We start from the raw sequence: 12,997 nt of genomic DNA, 5'->3' as shown, positions 1-12,997 counted from the left end.
CGGTTCGAAGCTCCTGGTGATGAAGGTTTGAGTTTCGATAACCGCCGCAACTGGAAAAGGTTTCCCGGGGTGATGTGGTTTGGGGCGTGCTCCCGAACTTGTTATCGCGTCAAGTATACTCAAGGGCTGGCTGCACGAGCAGACGTTTCTTCTCCGTAATTATTAGCGACGGATGCGACATTCAGGGTTGCACGAAATTCTGGAGCGGTTAGCTTGTCCGCGGTTGTGCGGCGGAGGCTCGGTCCGTTCAACTGTATCGATACAGGAGGAAGTCAGACATGAAGACGATCAAGGGCCCCGGTTTGTTTCTGGGTCAGTTCGCGGGAGATGCCGCACCCTTCAATAGCTGGGACGCGATCACTAAATGGGCCGCTGAAAAAGGCTATGTCGGTGTTCAAGTGCCGACATGGGCGAGCCAGTTGATCGACCTTAAGAAGGCCGCGGAATCCAAGGATTATTGCGACGAGTTTTCGGGCGTTGCGCGCCAGAACGGTGTCGAAGTGACCGAGCTTTCGACCCATCTTCAGGGTCAGCTTGTGGCGGTCCACCCTGCTTATGATGAAGCCTTTGACGGTTTTGCAGCGCCGGAAGTGCGCGGCAATCCCAAGGCGCGGCAGGAATGGGCGGTGGAGCAGGTCAAACTCGCCTTGAAGGCATCGCGCAATCTCGGCATCGATGCACACGCAACATTCTCAGGCGCGCTCGCTTGGCCCTTCATCTACCCATGGCCGCAGCGTCCTGCAGGCCTGGTGGAAACCGCATTCGACGAACTTGCAAGGCGCTGGACGCCGATCCTGGACTTCGCCGACGAGCAGGGTGTCGATGTCTGCTACGAAATTCATCCAGGCGAAGATCTGCATGATGGCGTAACCTTCGAAATGTTCCTGGAGCGGGTGAAGAACCATAGCCGCGCCAACATGCTTTACGATCCGTCGCATTACGTGCTGCAGTGCCTGGATTATCTCGACAACATCGATATCTACAAAGACCGCATCAAGATGTTCCACGTCAAGGATGCGGAGTTCAATCCGACGGGACGCCAGGGCGTCTATGGCGGTTATCAGGGTTGGGTCAACCGCGCGGGCCGCTTCCGCTCGCTTGGCGACGGCCAGGTGGATTTCGGTGCGGTCTTCTCAAAGATGGCAGCCAATGATTTCGATGGCTGGGCCGTGGTCGAATGGGAATGCGCCTTGAAGCATCCCGAAGACGGCGCGCGTGAAGGTGCAGAATTTGTCAAGGCGCATATCATCCGCGTCACGGAGAAGGCCTTCGACGATTTCGCCTCCAGCGGCACAGATGACGCGGCCAACCGGCGTATGCTTGGCCTGTAATAGAACGATTGCGAGGACTGAAAACTATGGCAATTGAAGGAAAGACGACCGACAAGGCGTCCAAGCGTATTCGCCTCGGCATGGTCGGCGGCGGCAGCGGCGCTTTCATCGGCGGCGTTCACCGCATGGCGGCGCGCCTCGACAACCGCTTTGAACTGGTGGCAGGCGCGTTGTCGTCCACGCCGGAGAAGTCCAAGGCCTCCGGTCTGGAATTGGGGCTCGACGAAGACCGCTGCTACGGTTCCTATGAGGAAATGGCGGAAAAGGAAGCGGCACGCGAGGATGGTATCGAAGCCGTCGCCATCGTCACGCCGAACCATGTTCATTATCCCGCGGCCAAAGCCTTTCTGGAGCGCGGCATCCACGTCATTTGCGACAAACCGCTGACCTCCAACCTCGAAGACGCCAGGAAGCTGAAAGAGGTCGCCGATAAGGCTGATGCGCTGTTCGTGCTGACCCACAATTATACCGGCTATCCCATGGTGCGCCATGCACGGGAACTGGTGGAAAGTGGCGCGCTTGGCGATATTCGCCTGGTGCAGATGGAGTATCCGCAGGACTGGCTGGCCGAGCCGATCGAACAGACCGGCGCCAAGCAGGCGGTCTGGAGAACGGACCCCGCACAGTCGGGTGCAGGCGGCTCGACCGGTGACATCGGCACGCACGCTTACAACCTCGGCTGCTTCATCTCCGGGCTTGAACTGGACGAACTCGCGGCCGACGTACACACCTTTGTCGAAGGGCGGCGCCTGGATGACAACGCGCATGTCATGCTGCGCTTCAAGGCAAAAGACGGTAAGCAGGCGGCCAAAGGTCTTCTGTGGTGCAGCCAGGTCGCCGTCGGCCACGAAAACGGTTTGAAGGTACGCGTCTACGGCACCAAGGCGGGGCTGGAATGGACGCAGGCGGACCCGAACTATCTGTGGTTCACCAAGCTCGGAGAGCCAAAGCAACTGATCACCCGTGGCGGCGCCGGTGCAGGTGAAGCGGCAGCCCGGGTGACCCGCATTCCCTCGGGCCACCCGGAAGGTTACCTCGAAGCCTTTGCGACGATCTATTCGGAAGCCGCAAACGCCATCGACGCGCGCCGCAACGGTTCTGACCTCGACAAGGCTGTCATCTACCCGACTGTTGATGACGGTGTGAAAGGCGTTGCCTTCGTGGAGGCATGCATTCGTTCGTCAAAGGACAACGGCAACTGGGTCAAGATCTAACACGACAAAACCGCCATGCGATCATGTCGCATGGCGGTTTGTTGAATTCTTACCGCAGCTTTCAAGCTGCGCCCGCTGGATCGCCAATCGGCAGAAGTGCGGGATTAAGCGTCGGATCGTTCGGATTCTTGGTATCGCCTGGATCCTGGACTGGCGGAACGGGCGGCTTTTCCTGAACTCGATCCGGAATGCCCGGTGTGGATGTTGGACCACGCGGGCTGTCGATCGTGGACTCGTCCAGTGGATCACGATTTGGCATGGTAACCTCCTTCATTGTTGTTCGGTAGGTAAACAGAAGCCCGATACATTGGTTCCCATCTTACTCCGCAACCTGTCTCCGCGATCAGTCCCGATGCGTCAGCGACCAACGCGGCGACGGCAATTTGCCGTTAACCACCTGTTATCCATGCCGTTAAAGTTTTAGCTAAATTCTAACCAAGTTTCTTTTTCCGCCATACCTTCGCGCTTATGTTGACCATAACAGCAGTCAGACAGGCGCTGTCGTCGGTTGCTTTCGGAATGATGCTTCCCTCTAAGGGGCCAGTGGACTTGTATGGAGTTGATGATGTCCAATAAATTCAGATCTTATGCTGTTGCCGCTGCGGCACTTTTGGCTGCAAGCCCGGTTGTTGCGGCAGACCTTACCTCGTCCTACGAAGCGCCTCCGGCCTATAACGAGCCAGCAAGCTCGTCCTGGACAGGTGCTTATGCCGGTGGCCATATCGGCGCTGCCATGCCAAGTGCAAACCCGTTCCGTGACGGCAAGGGCTTGGCGCTCGGCGTTCAGGGCGGCTACAATTACGATCTCGGCGGCGCAGTCGTCGGTGGTGAACTTGAGGCAACCCATCTTGGCGATACCCGCGTCTCCGTTCCAAACGGAAATCTTCGTGAGCGCTGGCGCGTTGCGGCCAAGGCTAAGGCTGGCGTCAAGATGGACGAAACACTGATCTATGGTACAGCCGGTCTTACGGTCACGAGCCTTCGCGATGGCGACAATGTCGTCGGCCCTGATGGAATGAAGGAAGGGTATCTGCTGGGCGCTGGTATCGAACACAAGTTCAATCAGCAGATTTCAGGTAAGGTTGAATATAACTACGTCGCGACAAACGATGTCCGGACATTCTCCGGCGGCACCACATCGCGGACGGATATCAGCGACAACGTCGTTAAGGGTGGCCTGAACTACCACTTCTAATATCTTTTGGCAGCGTTGAACCTGCCAACCACTTGATTGACAAGGCGGGCGGAAGATTGCCCGCCTTACTTCGAACGGCACTCCGTGCGGACGCCATGAGCGTCAGCGAAGGTGTTGTCCGATGCATGGTAGGATGGATAGCGTGTTGCGCACCAGCGGATGTGCTGCACTTCATCTGCCGAAAGCAGAAGATCGCCGCCGCCTTTGGTCGCGCCGCCATTGCTGAAGGCGGAGACGGAAGCGTTCGTGCCCTCTTCAGCAGAGGCCTCGCTCACATAAGCGGGGTTGATGACGCTTAGAGCCAGTGATGGGCCGCTTGCAGCGCACAGGAAGGCAGCCGCTAAAAAAACTACGGATTTTACGTTTCCTGATCTTGACATTTTGGAAGTTCCTTTTCCGTGTCTCGAAAAAGCAACGTGGCAAGACTGGCTTTGGTTCCCTTGTTAACGAAGTCTTAGAAGTAACGTGCCGGTGATAATCGATTATAGAGGCACTTTCAGTCCTGATTCGCATCTTGGGTTCTATCGTCCTCTCGATGTGATCCGTCTCCTCGGCGGATCGGAGCGTTCTGTCGTTTCCGAGCAATTGCAATTCGCGTCTTTTTTCGCTTTCAACTCGTGCGCCATGTCAGTGGGGTAGACAACTGCAGAGGCTGCACGCCGCTAAACTCGAAATGAAGTCGGTATCGTCTTCTGTCTGGAACGCGAGGCGGCGGCTCGACGTTCTGCCGCGATGAAACACCGCTGCCGCAATCTCATCTTCATTCTTGGCGATCAATTGTCTCACTCCATATCGAGTCTGGAGGGGTTTGATCCGCACAAGGATGCGGTCCTTATGTGTGAGGTGCAGGAAGAGACGACCTATGTGCGCCATCACCGCAAAAAGATCATCCTCATTCTTTCGGCCATGCGTCACTTCGCCGAAGACTTGCGCGGCAGGGGATTTGATGTTCGCTACATAGAGCTGGATGACAAGGCGAACACGGGGAGGTTCACCGATGAGTTGAAGCGCGCCGTCAAAGAGATCAAGCCGGAGAGGGTCATCGTCACCGAACCGGGCGAGTTTCGCGTCTTGCAGGCGATGGCCGGGTGGGAAAAGTCGCTTGGCATCCCCGTTGAAATACGTACCGACAGCCGTTTTCTCTGTTCGAAGGAGGCGTTCTCCACCTGGGCCGAAGGGCGGCGCGAGTTGAGGATGGAGTTCTTCTATCGAGACATGCGTCGAAAAACCGATCTGCTCATGGACGGTGACAAGCCGGTGGGCGGGCGTTGGAACTTCGATGCCGAGAACCGGAAGCCGGCAAAGCCCGATCTCTTCCGGCCATCACACCCGCAGTTTCCGCCTGACAAGATGACTCGCGACGTGATGAAATTGATCGATGAACGTTTTGCCGAGCATATGGGGGAGGCAAAGGGCTTCGCATTTGCGGTCACGCAGAAGGATGCGGAACGCGCGGCAGACGCCTTTATTGAGCACTTCTTACCGGGATTCGGCGAAACGCAGGACGCCATGCTCTCCAGCGATCCTTTTCTCAATCACTCGCTTCTCTCTTTTTACATCAATCTCGGCCTGCTCGATCCGCTCGATATCTGCCGCAGGGCGGAGCGCGCCTATCTCGAAGGCGATGCGCCGATCAATGCGGTCGAGGGCTTCATCCGCCAGATTATCGGCTGGCGGGAATATATGCGGGGAATCTACTGGCACTTTATGCCGGACTATGCGGAGCGCAACTTCTTCAAGGCGTCGCGGCCGCTTCCTTCCTTTTTCTGGGACGGCAAGACGGAAATGAATTGCCTCTCCGCGGTCATTGGTGAAACCATCGATCACGCCTACGCCCATCACATTCAGCGTTTGATGGTTACCGGCAACTTTGCGCTTCTTGCTGGCCTCGACCCTCACGCGGTGCATGAATGGTATCTCGAAGTCTATGCCGACGCCTTTGAGTGGGTAGAGATGCCGAACGTTATAGGCATGAGCCAGTTCGCCGATGGTGGACTGCTCGGGTCCAAGCCCTATGCCGCAAGCGGTGCCTATATCTCGCGCATGTCGGATTATTGCGAAAATTGCCAATATGACGTGCGCAAGAAGACGGAGGAGGGCGCCTGTCCCTTTAATTCACTCTACTGGGATTTCCTCGACCGGAACAGAAATAAGCTCGACGGCAACCGACGTCTTGCTCAGCCCTACGCCACTTGGAGTCGGATGAAGGAGGAGCAGCGCAATGCTTATAAAGGTGCTGCGCGCAGGTTTCTTAAAAAGCTCGATGATGCGGAGCCCGTGTAGGAGTTCTCCTGATGATGATGATGAGTTCACTTGCTGAGGGATATCGATCGCTGGTCATCGGCTCAAGCGGCGGGATTGGTTCGGCGGTCGCAGAACTGCTGGAGGCGGACGAGAGGTGCTCAGAGGTGATCGGCCTTTCACGTTCCACCGATGGCTTGGACATCACCGATGAGAGGAGCGTTCAGGACACGATCGGGCGACTGGACGGCGAGTTTCATCTGATCTTCTGTGCCACCGGTGCGCTGACGATTGATGGGGCTGGCCCGGAAAAGGCGCTGAAGCAGCTTTCTCCCGATGCGATGATGAAGCAGTTTGCGCTGAACGCTCTTGGCCCTGCGCTGGTGATGAAACATGTCTCTGCGAGACTGCCGGGGCGAGAACGCGGGCTTATGGCGTTTTTGTCGGCAAGGGTCGGTTCGATCGGTGACAATCATCTTGGTGGGTGGATATCCTACCGTGCCTCCAAGGCAGCCTTGAACCAGATCATCCGAACCGCCTCCATCGAGATCAGCCGTACGCACCCGCAGTCCGTCTTGGCGGCAATGCATCCCGGGACCGTCGCCACCTCCCTTAGCGATGACTATGGCAACGGTCGTGATCGGTTTCGACCGGCCGAGAGCGCGACCAGAATGCTTTCCGTTCTGGATAGACTTCAGCCGGAGCAGAGCGGCAACTTCCATGCTTATGATGGCTCGAGTATCGAGTGGTGAAGCACAGGACAGTCAAGGCCATGCGTGGGGGGCATTTCTGTCATGACTTGCTTCGCCAGTCCTGTAACCCTATCTCTGGTTCAATAATTCCGATCAAACAAAGCGCATTGCTCATGCATCTGCGAAGTGGATGCGAGGCTGAAGGCGCGCGCGGAGAGATATCCATGCAATCAGCACCGAAAAGCTTGCCGGAGATGAATGCTGGCGAGCGGTATGCCATGATGAATACCGTCAGTGAAGCCCTTTTCGATGCTGCGGAACATGCAGCGGAGGAGGGCGACGTGCGGCTGGCGGAGAATTTTCGCGCTATGGCGGCGATGATAGAAGGCGAAAGCGGCGACAGCTCTTCGAACAACTTCAGGCCCCTTGAGCTTATACTAAGGCAATCCATGACGCTTTTGCAGCTCTACATGGAGAAGACGTCCGGAAGCCGGATGCTCCACTGACCGGCTTCACAGCGCTGCAAACCCAATCCTTGCCAGATTCGCAACAACCGCATAAATCTTTGGTGTGGCGTTAAGCATATAAGAAAATCCGCATGCAGCCTCGCACTCAAATCTGTATTCTTGCCTAAATAGACTGACATATAACGGATGCGGCTGTGAAATTATCGGTCATTCTGAAGACGCTCAACGAAGAAAACCGGATCGGTGCGGCCATTGAAAGCGTGATCGATGCGTTGAAGGCCGTGCCTGATATCGAAAGCGAAATCATTGTTGCCGACAGTGGTTCGAAGGATCGAACAATTGAGATCGCTTCTCGATACCCTGTCATCATCGCACAGATTCAGGCACCCGCCAAAGCCAGTTGCGGTGTCGGTCCCCAGCTTGGATTTCAATACAGCAAGGGGGAATTCGTCGCCTTGATGGACGGCGACATGCTGCTCGATCCGACATTCTTGACCGAGGCCTTCGATTATCTTGATAAGCATCCCCGCGTTGCTGGTGTCAGCGGCGATATCAACGAGGTCAATCTCGATAATCTGGAATTTACCCGCCGCGTGCAGCGCATTGCATCTGAGGTCAAGCATGGCGTTCGCGATCGTCTGAACGGCGGCGGCGTTTACCGTCGCGCGGCCATAGAGGAGGCGGGATATTTCTCCGACCGCAATCTCCATGCGTTCGAGGAGTTCGATCTTGCTCAACGTCTTCGGCTGCGCGGCTGGACGCTTTACCGGCTGGACCGGCGCTATGTCGATCACTTCGGCCATAACATCAACTCCTATGTGCTGCTGACACGGCGCTGGTCGTCGAAATATCTGCTCGGCACTGGAGAGCTGTTGCGGGCGGGCTGGCAGCAGGGGCGGTTCAAACAGATCATTCAAGAAAATCCAGAGATCAAGCTTTGGCTTGCCGTCTATGCGTGGTGGGCAATTCTGCTTTTCTGCCTGATCGGCAGCATTTTCCATCCCATCTGGTTGATTGCTTTTGTTGCCTTGCTCGCGCTGCCGGTCGTGGCAATGTCGATCAAGAAAAAGAGTCTGGAGCTTGGCCTTTACGCCATTGTGGCCTGGTGCTTTCATGCGGCGGCACTTCCGTTCGGCCTCATATCGCGACGGAAAGATCCCGGTAGTTGGATTGAAAGCAGGTTGTTGAAGTCCTGATGAAAAAAGCCCTTCTACGGTTACTGGTCGTTTCGTGTGCATTGATCCGGCCAGCCTACGCCGAAGAGTGGCTTCCCGTCAGAGAAAGGTCGCTTGAAGTTCAGGCGGGAAGCCCGCTTGATTTTTCCGGCCTTTTTCCAGAGAGAAAGATCGACGAGAATACGCGGATCGTTATCAATCCTGCCGGCAAGCTTGCAATGGCAAACGATGCCGCCGAGCCGCAGCGCTTCCTGTGTGCGTCTCTTGCGTTGAGCCCGGCGTCTGGCGGGTTTCCGGATCATGATGCTGCCGACCGCTATGCCCTGCAGCTCAAGAGGCACGGCTACAATATCGCCCGTTTCCATTATGTTGATGCCGCGTTGATGGCGGATCGCACCAAGGATTTCGACTTCGATCCGCAGGTGCTGGATCGCGTCCATTACCTCATGGCGGCACTGAAGCGAAACGGCATCTACTGGATCATAGACGGCCTGAGTTCCACGCGTGGAGCCTATGGCGGCTATGAGGACAGATGGGATCTCAATGGTGATCTCAAGGTCGATGCGCAGATTACGGATGCAGGCTTCAATCACTGGCTGAAGTTTCAGCAGACCTTCCTCGGCAAGGTCAATCCCTATACCGGCATCGCCCCCATTCGCGATCCGGCACTTGTTGCCATCGTGCCCTTCAACGAAAACGGCCTGGAATTTGATTCCATCGTGCAAGAGGGCGTGCGGGGTAGCGTCTTTCAGAAGCAGCTTCAACCGCTCTTCAATGACTGGCTTTCGAAGAAACACGGCAGTGACGATGCGTTAAAGCAGAAATGGGGTTGGTGGACGAAGGAAGGCAGTCTTGAGGATCGTTCTGTTGCTCTGCCGACCAACCGTAATGAGCGCAGCGAACGGATGCGCGACCTGCAATCCTTCTTCATCGACGTGGAGCAGAACGCCACCCAGCGTATGACCAAAGCGCTCCGCGATCTTGGCTTCCGCGGCATCATCTTGCCCTACAATAACTGGCCAACGATCCAGACCGGCATAAGCCGCAGTATCCAGGATGCGGTGGCGATGAACACCTATCATGACTGGGTTGGCTCCTATGAACCGGGCACCAGCATTGAGGGGAAAAGCTCGCTGGAAGACGGGCTGCGCTACTTGAGAACTGTGGGTGCTGCACGGTGGCTGGGTCGGCCATTTATTATCACGGAATATGACCATCTCTTCTGGAACCCCTATCGGTATGAGGCAGGTCTTGCGGCACCCGCTTTTGCTGCCCTGCAGGGTTGGGATGTTCTGTGCCGCCACGGGCACGGTCCGATTGTTTTGGCCTATGGCGAGGATTTCCGGTTCAAGAAGCAGATTCTGCCCTACACGATCGCACTCGATCCGGTGGCGCGAGCGGGCGAAACGCTGGCTGCGCTCGTCTTTCGCCGCGGCGATGCCAAGAGCACGTCGCTCGACATCCCTTTCCTCGTCGACGGGCAAAAGGGTCTGCCGCAAGGTGTCAACGACATGGAGCCCGAGCTTCTCACACGCCTCGGTCTCGTCGGGGCCATCGGCCTCCAATCTTTGACCGATGCGAAGCCTGATGTGGTTGCGGTCGCGCCGCAGCGTGAGGGGGAGACCCCGATGGCGATCGTGGCAAAGCTGATAGCTGCTGGTCGCGTCGATCCGTCCGCGCCGACCGATCTCGATAGTGGTAAGGTGGTGAGCCAGACCGGCGAACTGCAACTGGATGCCGGAGCCAAAGCCCTGGCCTTGAAAACGCCGATGACCGAGGCGCTTGCTTTCGATAAGGTCGGGGACGGCGTTGAGCTAGGCGCTTTCAGCGTCAAGCAAGCGGATGGACGAGGATTGCTATCACTGTCGTCTCTGGATGGAGCGCCGTTGAAAGAGAGCAAACGGCAGCTTTTGATCCTCGCGTCGGACGCCCGCAATTCCGGGATGCGCTTTAGAGACGCTGATCAGCACGTCATCGAAGATTTCGGCCATCTGCCAGTTCTCATCAGGCGCATGGAAGTTGGTCTCCGATTCGATATCCCCGGGACCTTCAAGATTTCTCCTGTCGGGCTGGACGGCCGTGTCCGTGCAACCGTCGCAACCGTCAAGAGCGGTAACATCGTGCGTCTGTCGAATGACACGCCCAGCGGTCCGACGACCTATTTCCTGGTTGAGCGGACCGAATAAAACGCTTCGCGATCTTTGAGATTCGCTCCGTGCGCTTCAGGCTCATATCGTCGCGCAGAGTGGGGTCTCAACCTAGTAAAAGTCGCGCGTCAGACGTGTCCAGCCTTCTCCACCCAGTCCGCCGAAATAGGCCCGGCCGCTCTCCATCGCCTCCTTGAACGCGGCAGAGCGGGAGGTTGCGGATATCCCGGTGAAGTAGCGATACCAGATGCGGCTGTAGCGGGAGAGTGAGCGGATCATCTCGGGGCGGGCCTGAGAGCAGGCATAGGTGAAGCCGGATCGTTCCAGGGCAAGCAGCGCGGCATCAACGAGGGCATCCTGAGCATTGTCTTCGTACAGAAGATCAAGGATATGTGCCGAACCGCCCATTTCGCCCACGACTGAGAAAACGCCGACGACATTGCCGTTCTTGTCCGTGACCTGTGCCAGCATCAGTTTTCCGCGTCCGTCATCTCCGGCAGAGGCGTTGACAGCCCAGGCGACGTAGGCCTCGTCATAAACCGGCGCGACCACATAACGTTCCAGATAACGGGTTGCGTATTCGGCAAAGACCGCAGGGGTGGCTTCTGCAACACTGTATCCGTCCGCTGTCGTCACGTTTTTCGCAAGACTATTGTCAGGAAGCTGCCCTCTGCTGATGAGACGCCCAAAGCGGTCGAAAAGCTTGATTCTCAGGAAGCTGATAAGCGCAGGCAGCGGTCTGAACATCTTGTACCACCGAAGAGCCTGGACTTGGAGTTCGATCCCGCCGATCGCCTTGAAATGGGCGATGCCGATCGGGGCGCCGCTGTCGGTAAAGAGGATGTTATCGGATTTCGGCCGGGTGCTTAAAAACACCGCCGCGGCGGCTCGGGGATTGGCATCCGGCGTCGTTGCGAAGCCGCAGGTCAGCCTCGCAATCACGGTCTCCTCGCCGATGCGATAGGTGAGCGGTATGATATTGAGGAGGGTTTTCAACGTACCGGTTTCGTCCACCGATACAAGGCTGCCGTTCTCGGGTGTGTAATTCGGATGCGTAAACAAGATCTCAGACATGTGCGCTTCGAGCGCTTTCGTCTTCGGTTTGGAGCGGGACCGGAACACGGAACTGAAAAGTGCGCTCATCTGGGGAAGATCGCCAAGCTCTGCGGGGCGGAGCTTTGACGTACTTTTTGTCGTCATATTTCAATCTCCTTGCTTGCTGCGATGGAGCGGGCGACATAGGCCCGCACCACGAGCCATGAAGCAATCACGATGCTAAATTCGATAATATAGGCTGAGATGAAAATTCCGTAGGGTGGCCAGACCCATGCAGCCACGCCGATGATGAGCGCGCCGATGCCGTTTGCGAGGTTCAGCACCCAGGCACGCGCTGCATGTTCACCGGCCGCTCCGAGAAGATCGACCGCAATCGACCAGATTGCGATCAGGAGGATTAGCGGGGCCAAGACCCGAACAAATGTCGGCAGGGACACATATTCCGTTCCGAAGATCAGAGGCATGAACGAGGCAGCGAAGAATATGACGAGGGCTGCGGCCAGTCCAAGGCCGATAGCGATTGCGAGAATACGCATCGTCAATTTGAAGGCGTGGTGGATGCCGTTGACGCTTGCCACCGCAAGGTGAGGGTAGACGAGCCGGTTGAGCGCGTCGACCGCCATATAGCTGCTATCGGTGATACGCCTGGCGACCCCGTAGCTGCCCACCATTTCAGGCCCGGCCACCAAGCCGAGAACCAGAAGGTCGACATTCTGACGAAAAGCCCGAAAAATGAACGGGGTCGCGAAAAGTACCCCAAGGCGGATTTCGGGACGGTCCAGTCTGTAGTCCGGCCGCGCGATGCGAAAGGCGAGGAACCCGTACAGAGCAAGCGTCAGTATGAATGAAACCATTTGCCACGTCGCCCAGCTTTCGACCGTATCGACCTTGAAGGCGATGCAGGCGAGAGCCGCTGTCAGCGTGCGGATCAGCGCGAAGCCCATGATGGAGGCATTGGCGGCGCCATTCCGTCGATGGGCGAGGAAGATGGTTTCGCCCAACATGATCAGGCGCACCAGGACGATATTGGTCAAAAGCAGCTGAAAGGTTATCCAGAGGTTCTCGCCTGACGTCTCCCCAAAACGCATAAAGTGGGGCAGGACAATCATGCCCATCACGATCAGCACCGCTCCACTGATACCGCTCAAGATGATGCTGTGGCCGAAGATGCGGGGGAAGCAGGATGGGTCTTGCGGAACGCGGCGGACGAGGGATTCCGACGCACCCATGCCGCAGAGATGGACAGCAATGTTGGTGACGGCAATCAAGGAAACGTAGCGACCAAACTCTTCGGCGCCGAAAGTTCGGGCCAGTATCGCGAATGTGATGAGTTGCGCGGCATTGGCAATCAGAAGACTTGCCGAGGAAGCGCTATAAGACAAGAGCATTCCAAGCAATCTGGATGTATTTCCTGGTGCGTTTCTTGCCATGTGTCATTCCATGCCCAGAAAGAGGTGGGGGCGTAAACCATTTCTCAGC

Annotated in this window: 12 protein-coding genes; 8 read left to right on the top strand and 4 right to left on the bottom strand. The window is 56.9% G+C overall.

The window, feature by feature from the left end; all coding sequences use genetic code 11:
- Positions 1 to 278 precede the first annotated feature (278 nt).
- Both QE408_RS02455 and QE408_RS02450 read left to right on the top strand, forming a co-directional pair.
- Entirely contained in the window at positions 279 to 1,331 is a 1,053-nt protein-coding gene (locus QE408_RS02455) for a sugar phosphate isomerase/epimerase family protein (RefSeq protein WP_306928255.1), read from the top strand.
- 26 nt (positions 1,332 to 1,357) lie between these two features.
- Positions 1,358 to 2,545, top strand: coding sequence for a Gfo/Idh/MocA family protein (locus QE408_RS02450; RefSeq protein WP_306928253.1), 1,188 nt, complete (start codon positions 1,358 to 1,360; stop codon positions 2,543 to 2,545).
- A 61-nt stretch (positions 2,546 to 2,606) separates the two neighbouring features.
- On the opposite strand, the gene QE408_RS02445 is transcribed toward QE408_RS02450, so the two are convergent.
- Entirely contained in the window at positions 2,607 to 2,804 is a 198-nt protein-coding gene (locus QE408_RS02445) for a hypothetical protein (protein ID WP_306928251.1), read from the bottom strand.
- Between the two features lie 306 nt (positions 2,805 to 3,110).
- Here QE408_RS02445 and QE408_RS02440 point away from each other — a divergent pair, with 306 nt between their 5' ends.
- On the top strand, positions 3,111 to 3,740 hold the full coding sequence (locus QE408_RS02440; protein WP_306928250.1) for an outer membrane protein: 630 nt from the start codon (positions 3,111 to 3,113) through the stop codon (positions 3,738 to 3,740).
- A 65-nt stretch (positions 3,741 to 3,805) separates the two neighbouring features.
- Here QE408_RS02440 and QE408_RS02435 read toward each other — a convergent pair whose 3' ends face one another.
- Entirely contained in the window at positions 3,806 to 4,120 is a 315-nt protein-coding gene (locus QE408_RS02435; RefSeq protein WP_306928248.1) for a BA14K family protein, read from the bottom strand.
- 352 nt (positions 4,121 to 4,472) lie between these two features.
- On the opposite strand from QE408_RS02435, the gene QE408_RS02430 reads away from it, so the two are divergent.
- The 5 genes from QE408_RS02430 to QE408_RS02410 all read left to right on the top strand — a co-directional run bounded on the left by QE408_RS02430 (position 4,473) and on the right by QE408_RS02410 (position 10,501).
- Positions 4,473 to 6,023, top strand: a complete 1,551-nt coding sequence (locus tag QE408_RS02430; protein WP_306928246.1) for a cryptochrome/photolyase family protein — start codon at positions 4,473 to 4,475, stop codon at positions 6,021 to 6,023.
- A 17-nt stretch (positions 6,024 to 6,040) separates the two neighbouring features.
- The gene (locus QE408_RS02425) at positions 6,041 to 6,733 is read left to right on the top strand and encodes an SDR family NAD(P)-dependent oxidoreductase (RefSeq protein ID WP_306930156.1); all 693 of its coding nucleotides are present in this window, start codon (positions 6,041 to 6,043) and stop codon (positions 6,731 to 6,733) included.
- Positions 6,734 to 6,897: 164 nt separating this feature from the next.
- On the top strand, positions 6,898 to 7,179 hold the full coding sequence (locus QE408_RS02420) for a hypothetical protein (RefSeq protein WP_306928244.1): 282 nt from the start codon (positions 6,898 to 6,900) through the stop codon (positions 7,177 to 7,179).
- Positions 7,180 to 7,334: 155 nt separating this feature from the next.
- Positions 7,335 to 8,336: a glycosyltransferase family 2 protein gene (locus QE408_RS02415; RefSeq protein ID WP_306928242.1), complete on the top strand. Its 1,002-nt coding sequence runs from the start codon at positions 7,335 to 7,337 to the stop codon at positions 8,334 to 8,336.
- Positions 8,336 to 10,501 carry a glycoside hydrolase gene (locus tag QE408_RS02410; RefSeq protein ID WP_306928240.1) on the top strand — a complete coding sequence of 722 codons (2,166 nt, stop codon included), beginning with the start codon at positions 8,336 to 8,338 and terminating at the stop codon, positions 10,499 to 10,501. Before QE408_RS02415 ends, QE408_RS02410 begins: the two co-directional genes overlap by 1 nt.
- 72 nt (positions 10,502 to 10,573) lie before the next feature.
- Here the strand turns inward: QE408_RS02410 and QE408_RS02405 are convergent, their stop codons facing one another.
- Both QE408_RS02405 and QE408_RS02400 read right to left on the bottom strand, forming a co-directional pair.
- Positions 10,574 to 11,662, bottom strand: coding sequence for a hypothetical protein (locus QE408_RS02405; RefSeq protein ID WP_306928238.1), 1,089 nt, complete (start codon positions 11,660 to 11,662; stop codon positions 10,574 to 10,576).
- Positions 11,659 to 12,906 (bottom strand): lipopolysaccharide biosynthesis protein, encoded by a 1,248-nt coding sequence (locus tag QE408_RS02400; protein WP_373465505.1) that lies wholly within the window; start codon positions 12,904 to 12,906, stop codon positions 11,659 to 11,661. The genes QE408_RS02405 and QE408_RS02400 overlap by 4 nt, the downstream gene beginning before the upstream one ends.
- Positions 12,907 to 12,997 lie beyond the last annotated feature (91 nt).

Source organism: Agrobacterium larrymoorei (genome assembly GCF_030819275.1).
Taxonomy (GTDB): domain Bacteria; phylum Pseudomonadota; class Alphaproteobacteria; order Rhizobiales; family Rhizobiaceae; genus Agrobacterium; species Agrobacterium larrymoorei_B.
Note: the sequence above shows the minus strand (reverse complement) of the source record. Positions and strands in the feature narration are given on the sequence as shown.